This is a genomic window from Lysobacter sp. 05T417 (assembly GCF_056396405.1).
Map to the genome: position 1 here is coordinate 142,225 of NZ_JBFTLK010000002.1, position 24,123 is coordinate 166,347.

The 24,123-nt window shown below is 67.9% G+C and carries 21 protein-coding genes, 1 tRNA gene and 1 pseudogene; 18 read left to right on the forward strand and 5 right to left on the reverse strand.

Going from position 1 to position 24,123, the window contains the following annotated elements; genetic code table 11:
• Positions 1 to 41: 41 nt before the first annotated feature.
• Positions 42 to 563 (reverse strand): 2-amino-4-hydroxy-6-hydroxymethyldihydropteridine diphosphokinase, encoded by a 522-nt coding sequence (folK, locus tag AC1DER_RS04040; protein WP_441814801.1) that lies wholly within the window; start codon positions 561 to 563, stop codon positions 42 to 44.
• Positions 564 to 596: 33 nt separating this feature from the next.
• Positions 597 to 1,901: pseudogene (gene pcnB / locus AC1DER_RS04045) on the reverse strand (polynucleotide adenylyltransferase PcnB); the annotation flags it as partial.
• 163 nt (positions 1,902 to 2,064) lie between these two features.
• Between pcnB and AC1DER_RS04050 the strand changes: the two are divergent.
• Both AC1DER_RS04050 and fdxA read left to right on the forward strand, forming a co-directional pair.
• Positions 2,065 to 2,140: transfer RNA gene (locus AC1DER_RS04050), tRNA-Glu, on the forward strand.
• A 187-nt stretch (positions 2,141 to 2,327) separates the two neighbouring features.
• Positions 2,328 to 2,651 (forward strand): ferredoxin FdxA, encoded by a 324-nt coding sequence (gene fdxA, locus AC1DER_RS04055; protein ID WP_441814802.1) that lies wholly within the window; start codon positions 2,328 to 2,330, stop codon positions 2,649 to 2,651.
• Between the two features lie 99 nt (positions 2,652 to 2,750).
• Here the strand turns inward: fdxA and AC1DER_RS04060 are convergent, their stop codons facing one another.
• Both AC1DER_RS04060 and dapA read right to left on the reverse strand, forming a co-directional pair.
• The gene (locus AC1DER_RS04060) at positions 2,751 to 3,245 is read right to left on the reverse strand and encodes a hypothetical protein (RefSeq protein ID WP_441814803.1); all 495 of its coding nucleotides are present in this window, start codon (positions 3,243 to 3,245) and stop codon (positions 2,751 to 2,753) included.
• A 17-nt stretch (positions 3,246 to 3,262) separates the two neighbouring features.
• Complete coding sequence (dapA, locus tag AC1DER_RS04065; protein WP_477247905.1) at positions 3,263 to 4,168, reverse strand: 4-hydroxy-tetrahydrodipicolinate synthase; 906 nt, start codon at positions 4,166 to 4,168, stop codon at positions 3,263 to 3,265.
• Between the two features lie 259 nt (positions 4,169 to 4,427).
• Here dapA and AC1DER_RS04070 point away from each other — a divergent pair, with 259 nt between their 5' ends.
• The 13 genes from AC1DER_RS04070 to AC1DER_RS04130 all read left to right on the forward strand — a co-directional run bounded on the left by AC1DER_RS04070 (position 4,428) and on the right by AC1DER_RS04130 (position 19,783).
• Positions 4,428 to 4,988: a glycine cleavage system transcriptional repressor gene (locus AC1DER_RS04070; protein ID WP_158730621.1), complete on the forward strand. Its 561-nt coding sequence runs from the start codon at positions 4,428 to 4,430 to the stop codon at positions 4,986 to 4,988.
• Between the two features lie 49 nt (positions 4,989 to 5,037).
• Positions 5,038 to 5,532 (forward strand): peroxiredoxin, encoded by a 495-nt coding sequence (locus AC1DER_RS04075; protein ID WP_477247934.1) that lies wholly within the window; start codon positions 5,038 to 5,040, stop codon positions 5,530 to 5,532.
• Positions 5,533 to 5,677: 145 nt separating this feature from the next.
• Positions 5,678 to 7,087: a PhoH family protein gene (locus tag AC1DER_RS04080; RefSeq protein ID WP_441814805.1), complete on the forward strand. Its 1,410-nt coding sequence runs from the start codon at positions 5,678 to 5,680 to the stop codon at positions 7,085 to 7,087.
• A gap of 106 nt (positions 7,088 to 7,193) precedes the next feature.
• Positions 7,194 to 8,009, forward strand: coding sequence for a bifunctional hydroxymethylpyrimidine kinase/phosphomethylpyrimidine kinase (gene thiD / locus AC1DER_RS04085; protein WP_477247907.1), 816 nt, complete (start codon positions 7,194 to 7,196; stop codon positions 8,007 to 8,009).
• Positions 8,002 to 8,850, forward strand: coding sequence for an alpha/beta hydrolase family protein (locus AC1DER_RS04090; RefSeq protein ID WP_477247909.1), 849 nt, complete (start codon positions 8,002 to 8,004; stop codon positions 8,848 to 8,850). The genes thiD and AC1DER_RS04090 overlap by 8 nt, the downstream gene beginning before the upstream one ends.
• Positions 8,851 to 8,970: 120 nt before the next feature.
• On the forward strand, positions 8,971 to 9,702 hold the full coding sequence (locus AC1DER_RS04095; RefSeq protein WP_477247911.1) for a TorF family putative porin: 732 nt from the start codon (positions 8,971 to 8,973) through the stop codon (positions 9,700 to 9,702).
• A gap of 11 nt (positions 9,703 to 9,713) precedes the next feature.
• Complete coding sequence (locus tag AC1DER_RS04100) at positions 9,714 to 9,806, forward strand: potassium-transporting ATPase subunit F (protein ID WP_158732366.1); 93 nt, start codon at positions 9,714 to 9,716, stop codon at positions 9,804 to 9,806.
• Positions 9,807 to 9,828: 22 nt separating this feature from the next.
• Positions 9,829 to 11,574: a potassium-transporting ATPase subunit KdpA gene (gene kdpA, locus AC1DER_RS04105; protein WP_477247913.1), complete on the forward strand. Its 1,746-nt coding sequence runs from the start codon at positions 9,829 to 9,831 to the stop codon at positions 11,572 to 11,574.
• Positions 11,575 to 11,596: 22 nt separating this feature from the next.
• Positions 11,597 to 13,660, forward strand: a complete 2,064-nt coding sequence (gene kdpB, locus AC1DER_RS04110; RefSeq protein WP_477247915.1) for a potassium-transporting ATPase subunit KdpB — start codon at positions 11,597 to 11,599, stop codon at positions 13,658 to 13,660.
• Between the two features lies 1 nt (position 13,661).
• Entirely contained in the window at positions 13,662 to 14,285 is a 624-nt protein-coding gene (kdpC, locus tag AC1DER_RS04115) for a potassium-transporting ATPase subunit KdpC (protein WP_477247917.1), read from the forward strand.
• 231 nt (positions 14,286 to 14,516) lie between these two features.
• Complete coding sequence (locus tag AC1DER_RS04120) at positions 14,517 to 17,165, forward strand: ATP-binding protein (RefSeq protein ID WP_477247919.1); 2,649 nt, start codon at positions 14,517 to 14,519, stop codon at positions 17,163 to 17,165.
• Positions 17,166 to 17,171: 6 nt separating this feature from the next.
• On the forward strand, positions 17,172 to 17,906 hold the full coding sequence (locus AC1DER_RS04125) for a response regulator (protein ID WP_441814813.1): 735 nt from the start codon (positions 17,172 to 17,174) through the stop codon (positions 17,904 to 17,906).
• A gap of 68 nt (positions 17,907 to 17,974) precedes the next feature.
• A complete protein-coding gene (locus AC1DER_RS04130) occupies positions 17,975 to 19,783 on the forward strand; it encodes a sulfatase-like hydrolase/transferase (protein ID WP_477247921.1) in 1,809 nt (602 codons plus the stop codon).
• A gap of 65 nt (positions 19,784 to 19,848) precedes the next feature.
• Here the strand turns inward: AC1DER_RS04130 and galE are convergent, their stop codons facing one another.
• Positions 19,849 to 20,931 carry a UDP-glucose 4-epimerase GalE gene (gene galE, locus AC1DER_RS04135; protein ID WP_477247923.1) on the reverse strand — a complete coding sequence of 361 codons (1,083 nt, stop codon included), beginning with the start codon at positions 20,929 to 20,931 and terminating at the stop codon, positions 19,849 to 19,851.
• 257 nt (positions 20,932 to 21,188) lie between these two features.
• Between galE and AC1DER_RS04140 the strand changes: the two genes are divergently transcribed.
• From AC1DER_RS04140 to AC1DER_RS04150, 3 genes are read left to right on the forward strand one after another with little or no spacing between them, the layout of a single operon-like run.
• Positions 21,189 to 21,806, forward strand: a complete 618-nt coding sequence (locus AC1DER_RS04140) for an XrtA/PEP-CTERM system exopolysaccharide export protein (protein WP_441814816.1) — start codon at positions 21,189 to 21,191, stop codon at positions 21,804 to 21,806.
• An 8-nt stretch (positions 21,807 to 21,814) separates the two neighbouring features.
• Positions 21,815 to 23,377, forward strand: a complete 1,563-nt coding sequence (locus AC1DER_RS04145; RefSeq protein ID WP_441814817.1) for an XrtA system polysaccharide chain length determinant — start codon at positions 21,815 to 21,817, stop codon at positions 23,375 to 23,377.
• Positions 23,374 to 24,117: a P-loop NTPase family protein gene (locus tag AC1DER_RS04150; protein WP_441814818.1), complete on the forward strand. Its 744-nt coding sequence runs from the start codon at positions 23,374 to 23,376 to the stop codon at positions 24,115 to 24,117. Before AC1DER_RS04145 ends, AC1DER_RS04150 begins: the two co-directional genes overlap by 4 nt.
• The last annotated feature ends 6 nt before the right edge of the window (positions 24,118 to 24,123 follow it).

Sequence of the window (24,123 nt, forward strand, 5' to 3'; positions counted from 1 at the left end):
GCGGGTTATGGGTGCGGGCTGTAGCCGGCCAGGGGGGGCGGCTACAGGCGATCGCGGTCGGAATCCGCATACGTTACCGCCTCGACCTCTCCCGGTTCCATCTTCGCCAGCGCATCGCGCGCCGGGCCGACACCGGGGATGACCGCATCGGCTGCGATTTCCAGCAGCGGCACCAGCGCAAAGGCGCGCTCGTGCAGGTGCGGGTGCGGGACGCGCAGGCCGGGCTCGTCAACCACGGCATCGCCGTACAGCAGCAGGTCCAGGTCGAGCGTGCGCGGGCCCCAGCGGTCGCTGCCGTCGGCCAGGCGGTTGCGCCCGGCCTCGCGCTCGATCGCGAGCAGCTCGGCCAGCAGCTGCTGCGGCGTGCGCGCGGTTTCCAGCATCGCCACGGCGTTGAGGAAATCCGGTTGCGCGGTCACGCCCCATGCCGGCGTGCGGTAGAGACGCGAGGCCTCCACCACGCGGGTGGCGTCGATCGTGCCCAGCGCGACCAGGGCCGCGCGCAGGCACGCGGCGCTGTCGCCCAGGTTGCTGCCCAGGCCGACGAATGCGATCACGCTCATTGACTCATTGCCGGGCGTTCGAACCTGCCCGCCTCATTCGGCGCTGGCGGCAGGCTTGCGGCGACGGCGGCGACGCTTGCGCGGCGCATCCTCGTCATCGGCCTGGGCGGCGCGTTCGGTTTCAAGCTCTGCGATTGCCACGGCGTCGCCCGGGTTCTCCTGCGCCTCGCGCCAGAAGGCGACGTCGTCGGCATGCTCGTCCGACGCGGTCAGGCGCAGGCCAAGGAAGTCGAACGCGGCGCGGAAACGCGGGTGCGCAAGGGTGCGGAACACGCGCTTGCGCTGGCGCATCGAGAAGCGCGACTGCAGCAGCCAGATCTCCTGCATCGGCAGCGAGAAGCGACGCGGCAACGCGATGGTCTCGAGCTGGTGCACGGTAACGCGGTCGGCCGCGCGGCGCTGCGCCTCGGCGGTGTGCACGCCCTGCGCCTGCAATGCCATCAGGGCGCGGCAATAGGCCGGCCACAAAAGCAGCGCGAACAGGAACGCGGGCGAGACCGGTTCGTCGTTGGCGACGCGCGCATCGGTGTTCTTCAGGCCTTCCAGCACCATCTTGCGCAACGCGCCGCTGCGGTTGGACTTCAGTGCGGCGGCGGTCTCCGGCAGCAGCGCCGGAAGCAGGCCGTGGCGCTCCAGGCCGAGGAAACTCTTCACCGCATTGCCCGACAGGAACATCTTCAGGCATTCCTCGAACAGTCGCGCCGGTGCGGACTCGCGCAGCAGCGGCGCCAGAACCGGAATCGGCGCGGCCGTGGCCGGTTCGATCTCGAAGTCGAGTTTGGCCGCCAGGCGCACCGCGCGCAGCATCCGCACAGGGTCTTCGCGATAGCGTGTCTCGGGGTCGCCGATCAGGCGCATCAGGCGGTTGCGCACGTCCTCGAAGCCACCGACGTAATCGCGCACCGAGAAGTCCTCGATGGCGTAGTACAGCGCGTTGGCGGTGAAGTCGCGGCGGACGGCGTCGTCCTCGATGGTGCCGTAGACGTTGTCGCGCAGCAGGCGCCCGCCTTCGTGCAGTTCACGGTCGCCGCTGCCGTCATCGGTGTTGGCGCGGAACGTCGCCACTTCGATGATCTCGCGGCCGTAGACCACATGCGCCAGGCGGAAGCGTCGGCCAATCAGGCGGCAGTTGCGGAACAGGCCCTTGACCTCTTCCGGGGTCGCGTTGGTGGCAACGTCGAAATCCTTGGGGTGGCCGCCGATCAGAAGGTCGCGGACGGCGCCGCCGACGAGGTAGGCATCGAAGCCGCCTTCGCGCAGGCGATACAGCACGCGCAGGGCATTGGGGCTGATATCCCGGCGCGAGACGTTGTGCTGGTCGCGCGGAATGGTTTGCAGCCTGAGTTGGATTTGGTTGTCGGATTCCATCGAGCGGGCGTTGCCGCAGTCCATTTTAGGTGTGGGAGGCCATTGCCCGGGGCAGCGGCGCCGCATATACTAGCAAGCCGCGCTGCGTTGAGAGCCTGGCGTGGGGGTTACCGTTCCACAGCCCGTTTTACCTGCACCCTTCGTCTAGAGGCCTAGGACGGTGCCCTCTCAAGGCATCAACACGGGTTCGAATCCCGTAGGGTGTACCAATTCCGAAAGCCCGCGCAGCGATGCGCGGGCTTTTTCTTTGGGCGGCTTTGGGCGTTGGGCGGCGCTTTGAGCGGAGCTTTGGGCGGCGCTTTGGCTGGCGCTTTGGCTGTCGGAGAGGCGTCGTCCGCCGGGCCGGGGATTGCGCAACCCCCGGCCTGGGGCCTTCATTTTCACGGAATCATCGCCATGCCCTTCGTCGTCACCGAGAACTGCATCAAGTGCAAGTACACCGACTGCGTCGAGGTGTGCCCGGTCGACTGCTTCCATGAGGGCCCGAACTTCCTGGTGATCGACCCGGACGAGTGCATCGACTGCACCCTGTGCGAGCCGGAATGCCCGATCAATGCGATCTATCCCGAGGACGATGTGCCGGCCGGCCAGGAGGCATTTGTCGCGCTCAACGCCGAGCTGGCCAAGGCCTGGCCGGTGATCACCACGCGCAAGGACGGCCTGGCCGATGCCAAGGACTGGGAAGGCAAGCCGGGGAAGCTGGATCTGCTGGAGCGCTGAGGCGGGGCGTTGCGGGAATCTGCGGGGCTGCGGGCCGCCGCCAGGACATGGAAAAACGGGCGCCAGTGGCGCCCGTTTTTTGTTGACGCCAAGCCTGACTCAGCGGCCGACCATGGCCGTGCGCAGGGTCTCGATCAGCTTCTTCGGGGCGTCGCCCGTGGCCGGCACGCCGCGCGGGTCGACTGCGGCGACATAGGCGCCGACATCGGCACCGGCCACGCGCACGAGGAAGTTGCTGCCTTCGTAGTTGACGTCGTAGACGCCCATGGCCTGGGCGCTGCTGGTGATGGTCACGCCTTCGACGGCGCCCAGCGCGGTACCGACCTTGGCGAACACGTCGTCGCGCGTGCCGGGTACGGTGAAGCCCACGCCGGCGTTCTTGTTGCCCAGCGCCGTGGCAGGCGTCGGCACGTTGACGGCGGTGTCGGTGCGCGGCGCGTCGAGGTCCGGCGGCACTTCCAGCGGGCGCATTTCCGGCGCCTGCGCGTACAGGTCATTGCCCTTGCGGAACCAGCTGCAGCCGGAACCGGCGGCAACACCGACCAGCACCAGGGCGGCGACGGCGGCGCGGGACATCGAACGATTGGAAAGCATGTAAATCTCCTGCAGGGTCAGGCCGCGAGGGAATCGCGGCAGGCGTGTTCGAGTTCGCGGACGAGCGCATCGATCGTCGCGGTGGAGGCGGCATGGGTGGGCGAAAGCGGCAGCAGCGGAAGGCGCAGGCCGTGGCCGATGCCCTGGCGCTGCAGCAGCGCTTTCACGGGAATGGGATTGGGCTCGACACCGAGGAAGTCGTAGGCGGCGAGCATGCGCGCATCCAGTGCCTGGGCTTCGTCATGGCGACCGCCACGGGCCAGGTCGGCGAGGCGACGGAATGCGCGCGGAAGCACGTTGGAGGCGACCGAGATCACGCCATCGGCGCCGGCCAGCATGGCGCGGCACGCGGTCGGGTCGTCGCCGCTGAGCACGGCGAAGCCTTCGCCCTTGAACGCAAGCAGTGCCGCCATGCGCTCGCGTTCGCTGCGCGCTTCCTTGATGCCGATGATGTTCGCGTGCGGCGCCAGCTCCGCCACCGACTCCGGCAGCAGGTCGCCGCCGGTGCGGCCCGGCACGTTGTAGAGCACGAGCGGCAGTGCGTCGTCGTCGGCAATGGCGCGGTAGTGGGCGACCAGGCCGGCTTGGGTCGGACGCACGTACGGCGGCGTCACGACCAGCGCGGCGTCGGCGCCCAGCGCGGCGACGCGGCGGGTCAGCTCGATGGTTTTGGCGGTATTGGACAGGCCGGTACCGGCCAGGACCGGGATCGCGCCGGCGACGCGCTCGACCGCGCTGCGCAGCAATGCGTCGTATTCGGCGTCGAACAACGCCGCCGCCTCGCCGGTGGAACCGGCGACGACGATGCCCTGGGTGCCGCCCTCGAGCTGCTGGTCGAGCAATCGCTGCCAGGCGTCGAAGTCGATTTCGCCGGACGCGGTGAAAGGCGTCGCCAGCGCGGTGATGCTGCCGGAAAGTCGCAAGTTGGAAGTACTCGGTGCACGTGTTGCGTTGAACCCCGCACGCCATGTGCGGGCCCTGGATCAATGGCCTGGCCGCCATCCGGACCGCGTCCAGCCATTGGCGGGGCTGGCCGATCGGATGCCCTGATCGGCCGGGATGATCGCACGGGATGTTACTTGCGGGCCGAAAGCGCGGGCAAGTATGCTGCCCGGCAACCACAGCCCGCTCACGGGCCGCCATTCAGTATCTGAGCACGTTGCTCCCCAAGCAGGCGCCGCCTTGACCGATTCCGCTGCCCGGCCGTCGCCGAACGAAAACCACCTCCTGATCAACGCCTACACGACGCATCCGGAGACGCCGCTGTTGTCGGTGACTCGCCGGATCGCCGATTCCGGCTGCAACCTGGTCGATGCGCGCCTGGCCACGGTCGGCCGCGACGTCTCGGTGACCGTGCTGGCCGTGGGTTCCTGGGACGCGGTGGCCAAGCTGGAGGCCATGCTGACCCGGCTGGAGCGCGAGGAAGGCCTCAAGCTGGTCTGGTACCGCACCGGCGCCAAGCAGGTGCAGTCCAACCTGCTGCCATACGTGGTCGAGGTCGTGGCCGCCGACAAGGCCGGGATCCTGTTCCAGCTGGCCGACTTCTTCGACCGCCAGGGCATCACCATCGAAAGCCTGCACAGCTCGCGCTACCGCGCCATGCAGACCGGCGCGGAGATGTTCTCGGCGCAGATCACCATTGGCGTGCCCTCGAGCATGCACATCGCGGCCCTGCGCGACGACTTCCTCGAGTTCTGCGACCACCTCAATCTCGACGCCATCATGGACCCGATGAAGTTCTAGGAATTCCGTGGTAGCGTCACGACAAAGCAGCATGGAACGAAAAGGCGAAATGCCCGATACCGGCGACAGGATTCCGAAAGACGTCTCCGAACTGCCCCTGGCGCTGTCCAGCGGCCAGACCGCGCATCTGAAGGACTTCGCCGGCCAGTGGCTGGTGCTGTACTTCTATCCGAAGGACAGCACGCCCGGCTGCACCACCGAAGGCATCGACTTCAACGCCCTGCTGCCCAGGTTCAAGAAGCTTGGCGCGACGGTGCTCGGTGTCTCCCGCGACTCGATCCGCTCGCACCAGAACTTCTGCGCGAAACAGGGGTTCAAGTTCGACCTGGTCAGCGACCCCGACGAAACCCTGTGCAACGCCTTCGGCGTGATCAAGCTCAAGAACATGTACGGGCGCAAGGTGCTGGGCATCGAGCGCAGCACGTTCCTGATTGATTTCACTGCCGACCCCAACGGCGTCATCGCCCAGTCATGGCGACCGGTGAAAGTTCCCGGCCATGCCCAAGCCGTCCTCGACGCACTCAAGGCTGCCGCAACGCAGTGACCCCCTCCGCCCTCCACCCACGCTGCCGTCCCGCCCCGCGGGCCACGGCAGCGTCGCCGTGTCCGAGGTCTGCAACGCTTCACCGCTCCACGCCATATCGATCCACCCGGCCGTTCACCATGTTCAACCCGCATCGGAGCATTCGATGACCAGAAGCAAGCGGATCTACGTGCTCGACACCAATGTGCTCATGCACGACCCGACCGCGCTGTTCAAGTTCGAGGAACACGATGTCTTCCTGCCGATGCAGGTCATCGAGGAGCTCGACAACGCCAAAAAAGGCACCTCCGAAGCCAGTCGCAACGCCCGCCAGGTCAGCCGCTTCCTCAACGAGCTGATCCAGGCCGAAGGCACCGACAAGATCTCCTCCGGCATCACCCTCAGCCGTCCGCAGGGCCTGCAGCTGCGCGGCGAGCAGAGCATCGGCAAGCTGCGTTTCCAGACCCGCGACTTCGATTCGGGCAAGCGCTTCGGCGCGGTGATCCCGGACAACCACATCCTCGGCTCGATCCTGTCGCTGAAAGAGAGCGACCCCGGCGTGCCGGTGGTGTTCGTGTCCAAGGACATCAACCTGCGCATCAAGGCCTCGATCGCCGGGATCGTGTCGGAAGACTACGAGAACGACCGCGCCCTCGACGATTTCAGCCTGCTCTACACCGGCGCCACCGCGCTGCCGGAAGACTTCTGGCAGCGCTTCGGCAAGGACCTGCGCTCGTGGACCGAGAAGGGCCGCACCTTCTACGAGATCTCGCGCAACCGCGACAACCCCGAGGACGACAACTGGCATCCGAACCAGTTCCTGTACCTGCCCGGCGACGACGAGTCGCAGATGAAGGTCGCGCGCCTGACCGACAGCAAGGTCGTGCTGCAGATCGTCGACGACTTCCGTCACAGCCAGCATGCGGTGTGGGGCATCACCGCGCGCAACCGCGAGCAGAACTTCGCCCTCAATGCGCTGATGGACCCCGAGATCGACTTCGTCACCCTGCTCGGCACCGCCGGCACCGGCAAGACGCTGCTGGCACTGGCGGCGGGCCTGGCGCAGACGATGGACCAGCAGCGCTACCGCGAGATCATCATGACCCGCGCCACGGTCAGCGTCGGCGAGGACATCGGCTTCCTGCCCGGCACCGAAGAGGAAAAGATGACGCCGTGGATGGGCGCGCTGACCGACAACCTGGAAGTGCTGACCCACAACCAGGACGGCGGCAGCTGGGGCCGCGCGGCGACCAACGACCTGCTCGCCAGCCGCATCAAGATCCGCTCGATGAACTTCATGCGCGGCCGCACGTTCCTCAGCCGCTGGCTGATCCTCGACGAGGCGCAGAACCTCACGCCCAAGCAGATGAAGACGCTGATCACCCGTGCCGGCCCCGGCACCAAGATCGTCTGCCTGGGCAACGTCGAGCAGATCGACACGCCCTACCTCACCGAGACCACGTCCGGCCTGACCTACGCGGTGGATCGCTTCAAGAACTGGGACCACAGCGCGCACATCACCCTGCGTCGCGGCGAGCGGTCACGACTGGCGGACTACGCGTCGGAAGTGCTCTGACGGCATAGCGGAAGGCCCCCTCTCCCCTTGCGGGAGAGGGACAGGCCGCGAAGCGGTCAGGAGAGGGGGATCGCGTCGAACACATGCGGACAGGCACACTGTCGGCATGAACTCCGCTTCCCGCCCCCTCTGCGCCCTGACCATCGCCGGCTCCGATTCCGGCGGCGGCGCCGGCATCCAGGCCGACCTGAAGACCTTCGCTGCCCATCGCGTGCACGGGCTCAGCGCGATCGCCGCGCTGACCGCGCAGCACACGCGTGGCGTCACCGCGGTCGAGGTCCCCGACACCGGCTTCCTGCGCGCGCAGATCGATGCCTGCTTCGACGATTTCGCCATCGGCGCGGTCAAGCTGGGCATGCTCGCCAATGCCAGGGTGATCGACGCGGTGGCCGATGCACTCGAACACTACCGGCCCGCGCAGGTCGTGCTCGACCCGGTGATGGTGTCGACCTCCGGCGCGCGACTGCTGGAGACCAGCGCGCTGGACGCGCTGCGAACCCGGCTGATCCCGTTGGCCTCGCTGATCACGCCGAATCTGCCCGAGGCGGAACTGCTGCTCGGCCAACCAATCGACGACGTCGCGGCAATGCACGCGGCCATCGAGCAACTGCAGCGCCTGGGCGCCCGCGCGGTGCTGCTCAAGGGCGGCCATCTGCCCGGCAATGGCGACGTGATCGATCTGTATTCCGGCGGTGATGGCGCGGTGCGCTCAATGGCCCATCCGCGCCTGCAACTGGAAGCGCACGGCACCGGCTGCACGCTGGCCTCGGCGGTCGCCGCCAACCTGTGCCTCGGGCACGACCTGGGCGAAAGCTGCGCCGCGGCGGCCGAGTACGTCCACCGGGCCCTGCTGCGTGGCTATCGCCCCGGCAACAGCGACATCCTCGTGCTCGACCATTTCGGTGCCGCCCGCCATGAATGAATCCATCGCCGCGCAACCGATCGAAATCGACGCCCGGGCCGAGGACGGCCATCGCTGGACGTTGCTGGCGCGCATTCCCGCCAACCCGCAGGCGAGCCTGCTGTGGCTGCCGGCATTGGGCGTGGCATCGAAGCACTACCTGCCCTTCGCCGAGGCGCTGGCGGCGCGCGGCGTGGCCGTGTTCCTGCACGAATGGCGCGGCGGCGGTTCCAGCAACCTGCGCGCCGGCCGCGACAGCGACTGGGGGTATCGCGAACTGCTGTGCGGCGATATTCCGACCAGCGAAGCGCTGGTTGCACAGCATGCGCCGGACGTCCCGCGCATCATCGGCGGCCACAGCCTCGGTGGGCAGCTGGCCTGCTGCCGGCTCGGCCTGTCGCCGGCGACCGCTCAGAAGTTATGGCTGGTCGCCAGCGGCGCGCCGTACTGGCGCGCGTTCCCGCTGCGGACGAAGTGGTTCCTGCCGTTCGTCTACCGCTTCCTGGCGTGGCTGGCCGATCGCAATGGCGCCCTGCCCGGTCGTCGCATCGGTTTCGGCGGCCAGGAAGCGCGCGGGCTGATACGCGACTGGAGCCTGACCGGCCTGAGCGGCCGTTATGCCGCGCGCTGGCTCGACTTCGACCTGGATGCGTTGATGGGCGCGGTGGAAATCGACGTCCATGGCGTGGTGATGGACAGCGACTGGCTCGGACCGGAGTCGTCCTTGCGCTTCCTGCTGTCGAAGCTGCGGCACTCGCCTGCACAGGTCGACGTGCTCGATGCCACCACGCTGGGTGCGCCCGCGGACCACTACGCGTGGATGAAGCAGCCGCGGGTGGTGGTGGAGAAACTGCTGGGCTGATCGCGATTGTTTACGGCGAATTTACGCCCGTCCCCGGACGCGGAATAGAGGCTTTACGCCCCCGATACCAACAATGACGCCGTGGCCAAACGGGCCTCGTTCGTTCATTGGGTATCTGCAATGTCCTCCCATTTCATCCGCGCGCGCGAAGCTTCGGTGCCGTTGCTGTTCGCCGCCTGCGCGGGTATCGGCCTGCTTGCCCTTGGCAGCCAGGCCCACGCCGCGACGCTGTCCGGCAACGCCGCACTGACCAGCGACTACGTCTGGCGCGGCACCACCCAGACCCAGGGCGACCCGGCCGTCCAGGCCGGGTTCAAGCTGGCCAGCGATTCGGGCTTCTACGGTTCGGTGTGGGGCTCCAACGTCGAGTTCGCCCCCGACACCCACGCCAGCGGCGAGCTCGACTTCACCGTCGGCTGGGGCGGCGCCCTGTCAGACAAGTGGGCCGTCGACGTCAACCTGCTGCGCTACCAGTACCCGGCGACCACCGTCGACCTCAACTGGACCGAACTCAATGGCACCGTGACCTACGACGGCAACTACTGGCTGTCGCTGGGTTACTCGACTGAAGCACTCGGCGGCGAAGAGGACGGCCTTTACACGCAGCTCGGCGCCAGGTTCCCGTTCAACGACACATTCCGCCTCGAGGGCGCGCTCGGCTACTACTACCTCGACGGCTACAGCACCGCGGCCGACAGCTACCTGCACGGTCAGCTCAGCGCGGTGTGGGCGGTGAAAGCCCCGCTGGAGCTGCGCGTCACCGCGCACGCGACCGATTCCAACGCCGAAGACATTTTCGGCAAAGACCTCGCAGGCAACCGCATCGAAGCGGCCCTGCAGGCGTCCTTCTAAGGAGATACGACATGCCCGGCTGGCTTGCCCTTGTATGCGGTGTCGCGGTGATCGTCGCCTCGGCCTACCTGCTGTACGTGGTTCTTCGACCCGAAGATTTCTAAGGTATCGCCCGAGAGCACAACGATGAACGAGACACTTCTTGTACTGGTGCTGGCGATCGGCCTCGGCTGGCCGCTCGGACACTACCTCGCCCGCGTCATGCGCGGCGACCGCTCCTGGGTCGACCGCGTGGCCGGTCCCGTCGAACGCGTGATCTACAAGGCGCTGGGCACCAACCCCGAGCGCGGCATGAGCTGGCATGGCTACGCCAAGGCCTTTGCGATCAGCAACCTGGTCGTCGGCCTGGTGGTCTGGGTGCAGTTCATGACCCAGGCCTGGCTGCCGCTCAACCCCGACGACATCCCCAACATGCGCTGGGACACCGCGCTGCACACGATGGTGTCGTTCCTGACCAACACCAACCAGCAGCACTACTCCGGCCAGGCGCAGCTGAGTTACCTGTCGCAGATGGTCGGCATTGTCGGCCTGCAGGTGGCCACGCCGATGATGGGCCTGGCGATCGTGGTGGCGACGCTGCGCGGCCTGTTCGGTGGTCGCCAGGAAATGGCGCGCGTGGCGGGCAAGACTGTCGGAGGCCATGCCGCGCCGGAAGGCTCCGACCGCGACCTTGGCAACTACTGGGTCGACGTCACCCGCGCGACACTGCGCTTCATGCTGCCGCTGTGCCTGGTGTGGGCGATGCTGCTGACCTGGCAGGGCGTGCCTTCCACGCTGCAGGCTGGCCCGGGCATCACGCCGGTCGATGCGACCGTGGAGATGAAAGAGCAGAAGATCCCGGTCGGGCCGGTCGCGCCGATGGTGGCGATCAAGCAGCTGGGCACCAATGGCGGCGGCTGGTATGGCCCCAACAGCACGGTGCCGCTGGAGAACCCGACGCCGTTGTCGAACCTGCTCGAGATGCTGGCGATCATCCTGATCCCGGTCGCGGTGACCTTCATGGTTGGCGCGCTGGTCGGACGTCGCCGCTTCACCGCGATGGTATTCGGCAGCATGCTGCTGATGTCGTCTGCATCCGCCGGGCTTGCGATGTGGTCGGAGGCACATTCCTCCACCGCTTCCGACATCGCCCTGATGGAAGGCAAGGAAATGCGCTTCGGCGCGGACACTTCGGCGCTGTGGGCGGCAGTGACCACGCAGACCAGCAACGGTTCGGTCAACGCGATGCACGACTCGCTGGCGCCGCTGACCGGCGGCGTGACCCTGGTCGACATGCTGATCAACGCGATCTGGGGCGGCATCGGCTGCGGCCTGCAGCAGTTCCTGGTGTACCTGCTGCTGAGCGTGTTCCTCGCCGGCCTGATGACCGGGCGCACGCCGGAATTGTTCGGTCGCAAGATCGAGGCGCCGGAAGTGCGACTGCTGGCGCTGCTGATCCTGCTGCAGCCGCTGGTGGTGCTCGGCTTCACCGCGGTGACCCTGGTGTTCCCGTCGATCACAGGCAATTCCAATCCGGGTTTCCACGGCATCAGCCAGGTGTTCTTCGAGTACACCTCGGCGTTCGCCAACAACGGCTCGGGTTTCGAAGGACTCGGCGACGCCACGTACTGGTGGAACCTGAGCTGCGCGGTCGTGCTGGCCCTGGGCCGCTACCCGGCGCTGATCATCCCGCTCGCCGTCGCCGGCCTGCTCGCGAGGAAGCGCGTCGCACCGGAAAGCAGCGGCACGCTGCACGTGGAGACGCCGACCTTCGCCCTGACCCTGGTCGCGGTCATCGTGATCCTGACCGTCCTGCAATTCATGCCCGCCCTGGTGATGGGTCCCATCGCCGAGCACCTGACCCTTTACAGCGCTGCCCCGGCGGGCCCGTGAGGTTATGAACGTGAATGACACCATGCAATCCCATCTCGGCACGGCCCGTCGCAAAGCAGCAGGCTTCGACGGCGCCGCCCTGCGCACCTCGCTGATCGATTCCTTCCGCAAGCTGTCGCCGCGGCAGGCCCTCAAGAGCCCGGTAATGGCGATCGTGCTGCTTGGCACGATCCTGTCGGCCCTGATCACCGTGGCGGTGCCCGGCAACCTCGCCTTCGGCATCGCGGTGACGTTGATCCTGTTTGTCACCGTGCTGTTCGCCAACTTCGCCGAAGCGGTGGCCGAAGCGCGCGGCCGCGGCCAGGCGGCCGCGCTGCGGGCCGCACGCCGCGACCTGGTGGCGCGTCGCCTGGACCCTGCCACGGGCACCGGCAAGCACGGCGCCGAGAACCGCGTCTCCGCCGCATCGCTGCGGCCGGGCGACCGCGTGATCGTCTCCGCCGGCGAGTTCGTTCCGGCCGACGGCGAGATCGTGGTCGGCGTGGCGACCATCAACGAGGCGGCCGTCACCGGCGAATCGGCGCCGGTGCTGCGCGAGGCCGGCACCGACCGTTCCGGCGTCATCGGCGGCACCAAGGTGCTGTCGGACGAGATCATCGTCGAGGTCAGCGCCGAACCGGGCCAGAGCTTCCTCGACCGCATGATCGCGCTGGTCGAAGGCGCCAACCGCCAGAAGACGCCCAACGAGATCGCGCTGACGATGCTGCTGGCAGCGATGACGCTGACGTTCCTGATCGTCGTCGCCACCCTGCCCGCGCTGGCCGGCTTCGTCGGTGCGAAGCTCGACCCGCTGCTGCTGATCGCACTGCTGGTGTGCCTGATCCCGACCACCATCGGCGGCCTGTTGCCGGCGATCGGCATCGCCGGCATGAACCGCGCGTTGTCGGCCAACGTGCTGGCGAAGTCGGGCAAGGCCGTGGAAGTGGCCGGCGATGTCGACGTGCTGCTGCTCGACAAGACCGGCACGATCACCCACGGCGATCGCCAGGCCACCGTGTTCCATCCGCTCGCCGGCGTCGACCTGGGCCAGTTGCGCGATGCCGCACTGCTGTCGTCGCTGGCCGACCCCACGCCTGAAGGCAAGTCGATCGTGCGCCTGGCACGCGAACTCAAGAGCACCGTGGCCGAACCCGAGCGAGCGAACTACGTGCAGTTCACTGCACACACGCGCATGTCCGGCGTCGACCTGGCGGTCGAAGGCGGCAACGACCGCGTGATCCGCAAGGGCGCCGGCGATTCCATCGGCAAGCACGTGCAGGCGCTCGGCGGCCAGGTCGTGCCGGAGCTGGCGGCGCGCATCGAGCAGGTGGCCCGCGGCGGCGCCACGCCGCTGGTGGTGGCCGAGGGCCGCCACATCCTCGGCGTGATCGAGTTGTCGGACGTGGTCAAGCACGGCGTCAAGGAACGCTTCGCGAAGCTGCGTGCGATGGGCGTGCGCACGGTGATGATCACCGGCGACAACCCGCTCACTGCCGCGGCGATCGCGGCCGAAGCCGGCGTCGACGACTACATCGCCGAAGCACGGCCGGAAGACAAGCTCGCCCGCATCCGCGCCGAACAGGCCGGCGGACGCCTGGTGGCGATGGTTGGCGACGGCACCAACGACGCACCGGCGCTGGCCCAGGCCGACGTCGGCCTGGCGATGAACTCGGGCACGCAGGCGGCCAAGGAGGCCGGCAACATGGTCGACCTGGACTCGGATCCGGCCAAGCTGCTGGCCGTGGTGGAGGTCGGCAAGCAGCAGTTGATCACCCGCGGCGCGTTGACCACGTTCTCGCTTGCCAACGATGTGTCGAAGTACTTCGCGATCCTGCCGGCGCTGTTCGCCGCCGCGATCCCGCAGATGGCCGCGCTCAACGTGATGCACCTGTCGAGCCCGACCCACGCAGTGCTGGCGGCGCTGATCATCAACGCGATCATCATCCCGGCGCTGATTCCGCTGGCCCTGGCCGGCGTGCGTTTCAAGCCGGCCAGCGCGGTCTCGCTGCTGCGCCGGAACATGCTGGTGTACGGCCTGGGCGGCGTGCTGCTGCCGTTCGCCGGCATCAAGCTCATCGATCTCGCCCTCGTGGCAGTGGGGTTCTGACATGGCAACCGTGACAACCGCAATCAACGTTTCCCCAACCACGCAGGCCACCGTGCTGGAAGACCGCGGCTCGCTGCGCGCGGCGCTCGTCTTCACCGTCGTGATCCTGCTCGGCTTCGGCCTGCTGTACTCGCTGGCCGGCACCGCACTGGGCGGCCTGCTGTTCCCACACCAGGCCACCGGCAGCATCGTCACCATCGATGGCAAGGCGCGAGGCTCGAACCTGGTGGCCCAACCCTTCGCCGACGCACGCTACTTCCAGCCCCGCCCGTCTGCGGCCAACTACGACCCGATGGCCGCCGCCGGCAGCAACATGGCCCGCAGCAACCCGGACCTGCGCAAGCGCATCGACGAACTGACCCAACAGGTCGCCAAGCGCGAAGGCATAGCGCCGGCGCAGGTACCGGGCGAGCTGGTCACCCAGTCCGGCGGCGGACTCGACCCACACCTGTCGCCGATCGGCGCACAGGTGCAGATCGCACGAGTGGCCAGAGCGCGAGGCATGAGCGAGGCGGACGTGGCCGCGATGGTCGCAGCGAACACCGAGGAGCCGCAGTTCGGAATGCTGGGTCAGCCGCGGATCAATGTGCTGCAACTGAACCTTGCGCTGGACGCCCTGCGCTAGAAGCTGCCCTCACCCCGATGAAACGATGAAGCGTTGTCCGCAGGGCCGGGGATTGCGCAGCAGCGGGACATGGATGTCCCGCGTCCCGCATAAAGACAGGATGTCGTCTGCGGGACGGAGCAATCCCCGGCCCTGCGGACAGCGCCACCCCGAAACCAGCGGCAGCAAGGTGCCCAGCGAAACCAGCGAAACCACACACCACCCACGGGCGACAAAGGCACAATGCCCCCCATGACCGACACCAGAAGCGCCCAGGCAGACGCACTCATCGGCGAACTGCAACGCCAGGGCGCCGGTCGCCTGACCATCTTCCTCGGCGCCGCACCCGGCGTCGGCAAGACCTACACCATGCTCAGCCGCGGCCGCGAACTGCAGCGCCGCGGCCTCGACGTCGTCGTCGGCCTGGTCGAAACCCACGGCCGCGCCGAAACCGCCGCACTGGTCGAAGGCCTCGAAGTACTGCCACGCAAACGCATCGACTACCCCACTGCCCAAGGCCCCGCCCGGACCCTTGAGGAACTCGACCTCGACGCCCTCCTCGCCCGCAAACCCAGACTCGCCCTGGTCGACGAACTCGCCCACCGCAACGTCCCCGGCAGCCGCCACGAACGGCGCTGGCAGGACGTGATCGAACTGCTCGACGCCGGCATAGACGTCTTCACCACGATCAATATCCAGCACCTGGAAAGCCTCAACGACGTCGTCCACCGCATCACCGGCGTACGCGTCAGCGAAACCGTGCCCGACGCCGTGTTCGACCGCCTGCGCGACATCGTCCTGGTCGACCTGCCACCGCGCGAACTCATTGAACGCCTGCAACAAGGCAAGGTCTACGTCCCCGAACAGGCCGCGCACGCCCTGCAGGCATTCTTCTCACCGAGCAACCTCACCGCCCTGCGCGAACTGGCGATGCAGACCGCCGCCGACCGCGTCGACAGCGACCTGCGCGAAGCCCAGACCGCGCGCGGCCTGGCCGGCGTCACCCTGCGCCGTGGCGTGATGGTCGCCATCGACGGCCGCGGCCAGTCCGAATACCTCGTTCGCGTGGCCCGCCGCATCGCCGAGCGGCGCGACGCACCGTGGACCGTGGTGACCGTGCAGGGCGCCGATGCCGCGAACCAAGCGCAGCAGCTCGAACTCGACCGCGCCTTCGCCCTCGCCCGCCGCCTCGGCGGCGACGCCCTGGTGCTGCACGGCAACAGCATCGTCGACGCCCTGCTCGACCAGGCCGCGCGCTCGGGCGCCAGCACGATCGTGCTCGGCCGCACCCGCGAACGCCCGGTCGCACGGATGTTCAACCGTACCCTGACGCAACAGCTTATCCAGCGCGGCGCGCATTACGAGCTGACCATCGTCAGCACACCCGAAGCACGGGCGCGGGCACGCCGCTCCTGGCGCCGGCCCGGCGGTTACCTGACGCGCAGCGATACCGCCCTGGCCGTGACCTCCGCCGCGCTCGCCACCGCACTGGCCTGGGTGGCCGAACGCTGGATCGGGCTGGACGACCTCTCGCTCATCTTCATCGTCGCCGTCGTGCTGGTGGCCTCGCGCACGCGCATGGCCGCGGCCGTCATCGCCGCGGTGCTGTGTTTCCTGGCGTACAACTTCTTCTTCATCGATCCGCGCTACACGCTGCGCATCAGCGCAAGCCAGGGCGTGATCACCGTCGTGCTGTTCCTGATCGCGGCGCTGGTCGCCGGCCGGCTTGCATCGAAACTGCGGATGCAGGTCGTGGCGCTGCGCGCGACCAATGCACAGACCACCGAACTGCAGACACTGGGCCGGCAGCTCGCGACTGCGGCCGACCTCGGCCAGGTGTTGCGCGCCGGCCGCGACGCCCTGCGGCGCGCGCTCGACGCCGAGGTGGTGCTGGAGGCCGGCGATCAGCGCCTGCATGCGGAACTGCTGGGAGAAAAGGACCGTGCCGCCGCCGACTGGGCGGTGAAGCAGCGCCAGGCCTCGGGCCGCTACACCGACACCCTCGCCGGCTCGGACTGGTGGTTCCTGCCGCTGGAGCTGGGCGAACGCGAGACCGGCGTCGTCGGCCTGCGCTTTCCCGCGCAGCTGCATCGCCTCGGCATCGAACAACGCCGCCTCGCCGAGGCCATGGCCGAGGACATCGCCCAGGCCGTGGTGCGCACCCGGCTGGTCGCCGACCTGGAGAACTCGCGCATCAGCAACGAGACCGAACGCCTGCGCTCGGCGCTGCTGTCGTCGGTCTCGCACGACCTGCGTTCGCCGCTGGCATCCATCATCGGCTCGGCCAGCAGCCTGGACCACTATGCCGATGCGATGAGCGCGCAGGACCGGCACAGCCTGCTTGAGACGATCCGCATCGAAGGCGAGCGCCTGGACCGCTATATCCAGAACCTGCTCGACATGACCCGCCTCGGCCACGGCGGCCTGACGCTCAATCGCGACTGGATCGGCGTGGACGAACTGATCGGCTCGGCGGTCAGCCGGTTGCAGCGTTACGAGCCCGGCGCACACTTCGAGGTATCGATAGAGCCCGGCCTGCGCCCGATCTGGGTGCACCCGGCGCTGGTCGAGCAGGCGCTGTTCAACGTGCTCGAGAACGCAGCGAAGTTCTCGCCGCCGGGCGCGGCGATCACGGTCCGCGCGCAGTCGGTGGAAGACGGCCAGCTGCGCATCGACGTGCGCGACCGCGGGCCGGGCATCCCGGAGGACGAGCGCAAGCGCATCTTCGACATGTTCTACAGCGTCGAGCGCGGCGACCGCGGCCGCCAGGGCACGGGCCTGGGGCTGGCGATCTGCCAGGGCATGATCGGCGCGCACGGCGGCAGCGTGGAGGCCTTGCCCGGCTCCGACGGGCGCGGCACGACAATCCGGATTACGCTTCCAAGGATGGAACCGCATTGACCGCCCATGAGCGAATCCAAGCCCGATACCAGCGCCCCGCCCGCCCGCATCCTCGTCATCGATGACGAGCCGCAGATCCGCAAGTTCCTCGACATCAGCCTGCGCGCGCAAGGCCATGCCGTCGAAAGCGCGGAGACCGGACAGGGCGGCCTGGAGGCGCTGGCCACGCACGGCGCCGACCTGGTGATCCTGGACCTGGGCCTGCCCGATCGCGATGGCCATGAGGTGCTGCGCGAGCTGCGCCAGTGGTCGACCGTGCCGGTCATCCTGCTGACGGTGCGCGCCGGCGAAGACGAGAAGGTCGCCGCGCTCGATGCCGGCGCCAACGACTACGTCACCAAACCCTTTGGCGTGCAGGAACTGATGGCGCGCGTGCGCGCCCTGCTGCGTTCGCACGCCGCGCCCGCCGGCGCCCAGCCGCTGTACGACGACGGCCGCCTGCACATCGATCTGTCGCGACGCGAAGTGCACCTGCAGGGCCAGCCGGTGGCGCTGACGCGCAAGGAATACGCACTGCTGGCCCTGCTGCTGCAGCATGCCGGCCGTGTCGTCACCCAGCCGCAACTGCTGCGCGAACTGTGGGGGCCGACCCACCAGCACGACACCCACTACCTGCGCATTCTCGTCGGCAAGTTGCGGCACAAGCTCGGCGACGATGCTGCAGCGCCGCAATGGATCGCGACCGAACCCGGCGTCGGCCTGCGTTTTATCAGTCGAGACCCGACGCACACAGGCCACTGACCTGGGCGCGGGCCGGACCGGTCGCCTGCGCAGGCAGCGTCCGGCGGACAGCCAAGCGAGGGTCGGCAATGGTCAAGCAGGTGGCAGCCGGTCCTGACCGGACCTGGGCATGGATCGCACTCAAGCTGGTGCTGATCGTGGTCTACCTGCTCGGCAGCAATCGCATGCTGATCGAACGGGTGGGCCACATCGGCCTCAAGCCGGGGTTGCTGGTCTTCGCCGCGATCTGGCTGATCTGCCTGGTGTCGATGCTGGCCCTGGCGTTCCACGCGCGCACCGTGACCCGGGTGGGCTGGAGCATCGCCTTCTTCCTCGCCAGCACGATGAGCCTGAGCCACGCGCTGATCGTTTCCCGCCACCTGGGCCTGTCCGATTTCGAGCAGTTGCTGGGCCTGGTCGGCTTCGCCGACAACCTGGTCGGTTTCCACGACACCGAACTGGTCCTGGCCGTGCTGTGGTCGCTGCTGGGCGTGATGGCCCTCAACCTGCCGCCGGTCCTGCCCTCACCCACGTGGCTGCCGGCGCCGCTGGCCTGGCCCCTGCGCAATCCCGGCCTGATGCAGCTCGCTCCGATCCTGGCCATCGCCGCGATCGTGTACCTGCGCGGCGGCGAAGGCTCCAACGGTTTCCCGGGGCAATACAACCCGGCGGCGTTCGCGTTCGTACTCGCCGCCGAGAAAGTGCTGGAACCGGCAACGCCCGCGCGCGAGGAAGTCGCATTGGCCCACCCGGGCAAACGGCCATTCCGCCATGTCGTGCTGGTGATGGACGAGAGCGTGCGCGGCGACTACATCGACATCAACGTCGACGACGGCGTGGAGACCGGACTGCGCCCGCTCGGACCGGCACTGTTCAACTTCGGCATCGCCGCCTCGGCCGCCAACTGTTCCTCGACGTCCAACGCCAGCGTCCGCTACGGCGTCACCCGCGACAGCTATCTGCGCGATCTCGACGTCAACCCCTCGTTCTGGCGCTATGCCAGCCAGGCCGGTTACCGGACCATCTACATCGACGCCCAGCGCCAGGGCGGCCGGTTGCACAACTTCATGGACGAACGCGAGCGCGCCGAGATCGACGAGTTCGTGCAACTCGACGCCTCGCTGCCGCTGGACCAGAAGGACATCCAGGCCGGACGCAGGCTCAACGAGATGCTGAAGCGATCGCAGCCGAGCTTCATCTATGTCAACAAGGTCGGCTGCCACTTCCCGTACGAGGGCAAGTACCCCGCCGACCGGACGCTGTACTCGCCGACGATGGAACGCACCTACTTCAGCAACGAAGTCGATCCCAAGATCGCCAGCCAGCCCCAGGCGGACGGTACCAACAGCGAGGCGCGCTGGCGCCAGGTCAACAGCTACCGCAACTGCGTGGCCTGGAATACCCGCGAGTTCTTCCGCGAGATGCTGGCCGACGCGCCGCTGGACGACACCCTGGTGCTCTACACCTCCGACCACGGGCAGAACTTCCACGAAGACGGCAGCTCCGGTGCGCAGACGCACTGCACGATCGGCCCGGCCTCCGCCGGCGAGGGCCGCGTGCCGCTGGTCGCCATTACCCGAAAAGCCGGCGTCGCGGCACCGCTGCGCGCCGCCGCCAATGGCAACCGCGACAAGGCCAGCCATTTCAATGTCTATCCCACCGTGTTGTGGGCGATGGGGTACCCCGCTCCTGCCAGTGGCGGCAATTTCGAACCGGACCTGTTCGCCACGCTGCCGGCCGATAACCGGCGCTTCCTGTCGACCTACTTCGTGCGCTTCGGACGCGAACCGGTCTGGAATTCGCTCGGCGAATCCGAACAGTTGCGCGACGGTCTGCAGCAAGCGCTGGCGGAGGGAAGTCCGCCCGTCGCGCCAGGCACGGCAGTCGGGTCACGCTGAGCTGCCGCGGGCAAGCGCCGCGACAGGCGCTGCAACAGGGGAGTCCGACGGGCAACGCTGGCCGATCAGGCCCCGGCCAGTCGGGCGACGACGGCACGCGGGCGCTGCACGCGAGGCGTGGTCGCACGCCGCAGCGGCGAACGGTAGCCCTGCGGGTTCTGCGCCTGCCAGTGCCAGGCATCGCGGCACATGGCGTCGACGTCATGTTCGGCGCGCCATCCCAGCAACGCATGGGCAAGCGAGGGATCGGCGAAGACTTCGGCCGAGTCGCCAGGACGCCGTGCGACAACGTCGTAGGGGATGCGCCGTCCGCTGGCGCGTTCGAAGGCATGGACCAGCTCGAACACGCTGATACCGCGACCGGTTCCCAGGTTGACGGTGAAGCCGCGATCGGCGCCGACCATGTACTCGAGCGCATCGGCATGCGCGCGCGCCAGGTCGACGACGTGGATGTAGTCGCGCACGCCGGTGCCGTCGACGGTCGGGTAGTCGTTGCCGAAGACCTGCAGCCGGTCACGCTGGCCGACGGCAACCTGGCAGATGTAGGGCATCAGGTTGTTGGGTTCGCCGCACGGGTCTTCGCCAATCAGCCCCGACGGATGCGCACCGACCGGATTGAAGTAACGCAGGTTGGCGGCGCGGAAGTGCGGGTCCGAGCCGCACAGGTCCTCGATCAGTTGCTCCGCGACCAGCTTGGTGCGGCCGTAGGGGTTGGTCGCCTGCAGGGCGGCGTCCTCGCGCACCGGCACCTGGCTGGGATCGCCATAGACGGTGGCGGAGGAACTGAACACCAGCCGGCGCACGCCCGCTTCCTGCATCACCTGCAGCAGCGCGATGGTGCCGCCGATGTTGTTGTCGAAATAATCCAGCGGGCGCCGGCACGAGTCGCCCACCGCCTTCAACGCGGCGAAATGCAGCACGGCGTCGAAGCGGTAGGTGGCAAACAGCGCCGCCATCGCGCGCCGGTCGCGCACGTCGACGCGGTGCATCGACAGCGGCGCACCGACCAGCCGCTGCAATCGCTGCATCACACGCGAGGAGCTGTTCACCCCGCTGTCGGCGATGACGACCTGGTGGCCGCGTCCGGCCAGGGCCACGCAGGTATGGCTGCCGATATAGCCGGCGCCGCCGCAGACAAGGATTCGCATGGTGGATGCCCAGCTTCGGTGGCCTGTGCGCAGGAAACCAGCACCCTGCGCCGCGATGCCGGCAGGTGCTCCCCAGACGTCGGTTTTCCCTCGTCCTGATCCAAGGAACGCAGAACACCGGCATTACCGGCAGCCCGATTGTTCCTGCAGTCCCTGCACTGCGACCCGCCTTCCACCCGATCGGGCGAGGTTGCTGATGGCCGGATCGCGCCCTTCCCGCCGTTGGAATGACACGAATGCAAGGGGGGCTCACAGCCATGCGCTTGTTCCAAAACTTCCAGACCGTTGCCTTGGTGCTGTTGCTGTCGGCGTGCGCTTCCTCCGGTGGAAGCGCTACCGCGCCACCACCCAGCAGCGAGAACTCGGTAGACTCCTATCAGATCGGCATCGACGACATCGTCCAGGTGTCGGTCTGGCGCAACCCGGAGCTGGGCATCACCGTGCCAGTGCGTCCGGACGGCAAGATCTCGGTACCGTTGATCGGCGATGTCGCCGCCGGCGGCCGCACCCCGGATCAAGTCGCCAAGGACATCCAGACCCGCCTGGCCGTTTTCGTCCGCGACCCGCAGGTGGCGGTGATCCTGACCGACCTGCGCAGCCACGAGTACCTGTCGCGCGTTCGCGTAACCGGCGCCGTGCGCCAGCCGATCTCGATCCCGTATCGCCAGGGCATGACCGTCCTCGATGCCGTGCTGGCCGCCGGTGGCGTCACCGAGTTCGCCGCGCCGGCCAAGTCCGACCTCTACCGCAAGAGCGGCGAAGGCACGCGCAGCTACGCCGTCCGCCTCGACCACATCCTCGAGGACGGCGACCTGACCACCAACTTCAAGGTCGCCCCCGGCGACGTCATCACCGTTCCGGAACGCACGCTATGAACGGATCCATGGAACTTTCCGTACCGGAGTCGCGGCCGTCGATGGTGGCCACGCTGGGCCCGGTGGCGATCGAGGAATGCCGGCGCCATCCGGTGCTGCTGGCGAGCATCTTCACCGGCATCGCACTGGCCGCCCTCGCGGCAGGCCTGCTGCTGCCGAAGAAGTACAACTCGCAGACCACGATCCTGGTCGAGGAAAGCAACATCATCAAACCGCTGATGGAAGGCCGCGCGGTTCCGACCGGCGTCTCCAGCCGTGCCGGCATCACCCGCGAGGTCGCCTTCAGCCGCAAGGTGATGGACGAGGTCCTCGATACCGGCGGCTGGCTCAAGAGCCACCCGTCGCCGCTGGTGCGCGAGCAGCTGATCGAGCAGATCACCAATCGTACGATCATCTCCAACCCGCGCGAGAACCTGATCCGCGTGTCCTACACCGACACCGATGCCGGCCGCGCCCACGACGTCACCAAGCGCTTTGCCGAGCTGATCATCAAGGAGAGCCTGGCGACCAAGGAACGCGAGAGCCGCGAGGCCTACGAGTTCATCGATTCGCAGGTTCGCCAGTACCACAAGAAGCTCACCGACGCCGAATCCAAGCTCGAGGAGTACCGCAAGTCCAATCCCGACGCGCGCCAGGGCATCGACGGCGACGTCAACTCGCGCATCGGCGAACTGCGCCGCATGGTCGACAGCTCGCGCATGGAGCTGATGGACCTCAGCTCGCAGGGCGAGGCCCTGAACGCGCAACTCAACGGCGAGAACGAGATCAGCGTCGTGCAGACCCGCTCCGGCCAGCTGATGGCGCGCATGGCGGAACTGCAGAACGAGAAGGACCGGCTGCTGATGAGCTTCACCGAACAGCACCCCGACGTGGTCCGGGTCGAACACCAGCTGCGCGATCTCGAGGACGAGGTGCATCGCGAGGACGCGCGCCAGGCCGCGCAGAAGAGCGGCGCGCCCAAGACGCTGGACGGACCGGCCTCGTTCAACCCGCTCTACGGCGAGCTCAAGAGCAAGCTCTCCGAGAACCGCCGGCAGAGCGCCGCCGTCAGTTCGCGCATCGCCACGAGCCAGTCGCTGCTCGACCAGGAACTGGCACGCAGCCGCCACATCGCCGCCTCGGAAAGCACGCTCGCCGAACTGTCGCGTGACTACGAAGTCAACCGCGACCTCTACCAGGACCTGCTCAGGCGCCGCGAGAACGCGCGCGTTTCGATGGGACTCGATGCCGAGCAGCGCGGCCTGAGCTTCCGCATCCAGGAGCCGGCCAGTTACCCGCTGCGTGGCGTCGGCCTGCGCCTGACCCACGTCGCCAGTGCCGGCCTGGGCGCCGCCACGCTGGCGCCGCTGATCCTGCTGCTCGGTTTCGTCCGCCTCGATCCGCGCGTGCGCTCGCCGCACCAGGTCGAAAGCCTGGCGGCGCTGCCGGTGCTGGGCGCGGTGCCGCGCTACCAGACCGCTCCGGCGCGCCGGCAGGGAAACCGCCGTTTCATCATCGCCGCAATGATCTTCCTGCTGGTGCCGATGCTCTATGGCCTGGTCCTGATCCTGAAGATGGTGCAATCCCCATGAATGCAGCGCCGCAGCCCATCATTGAACTCGACGATGTCCAGCACGAGCGCGATCTCCAGCGTTCGATCTCGCCGGTGGCCGGCGTCACCGCACTGACACCGACGCAGCTGGAAGAGCGCGCCATCATCCACCGCGGCGCGGTCGCGCGCCCGGAGGTCGATGCCTTCCGCGAGCTGCGCACGCGCCTGCTCGCCGCGGTCGACGGCAGCTTCGTGGCCCTGGTCGCGCCGGTCAGCGCCGGCAGCGGCGGCAGCTTCGTGGCCCGCAACCTCGCCACGGCGATGGCCTTCGATGAAACCAAGAGCGCGATGCTCGTCGACTGCGACCTGCGCCATCCCTCGCAGCACCGCACGATGAAGATCGAGATTCCGCAGGGCGGCCTGGTCGACTACCTCGAGAACCCGGATGCCGAGTTCAACGACGTCGTCTACGACACCGGCGTCACCGGCCTGCGCCTGATCCCGGCCGGGACGCCGCGGGAAGTGGGCGCCGAGCACTTCTCGTCCTCGCGCATGCGCCTGTTGCTGGACTCGATCCGCAGCCGCCACCCCAACTGCTACGTGTTCCTGGACGGCCCGCCCGTGCGCGGCACGCCCGACGCCCGCATCCTGGCCGACATCGCCGACGTGGTGATCCTGGTCGCCGGTTATGGCCGCGACACCGCGGCCGCGATCTCGCTGGCAGCCGGCAACTTCGACCCGAGCAAGTTCGCAGGTGTCGTCTTCAATGAAGGCGTATGAAGGAGC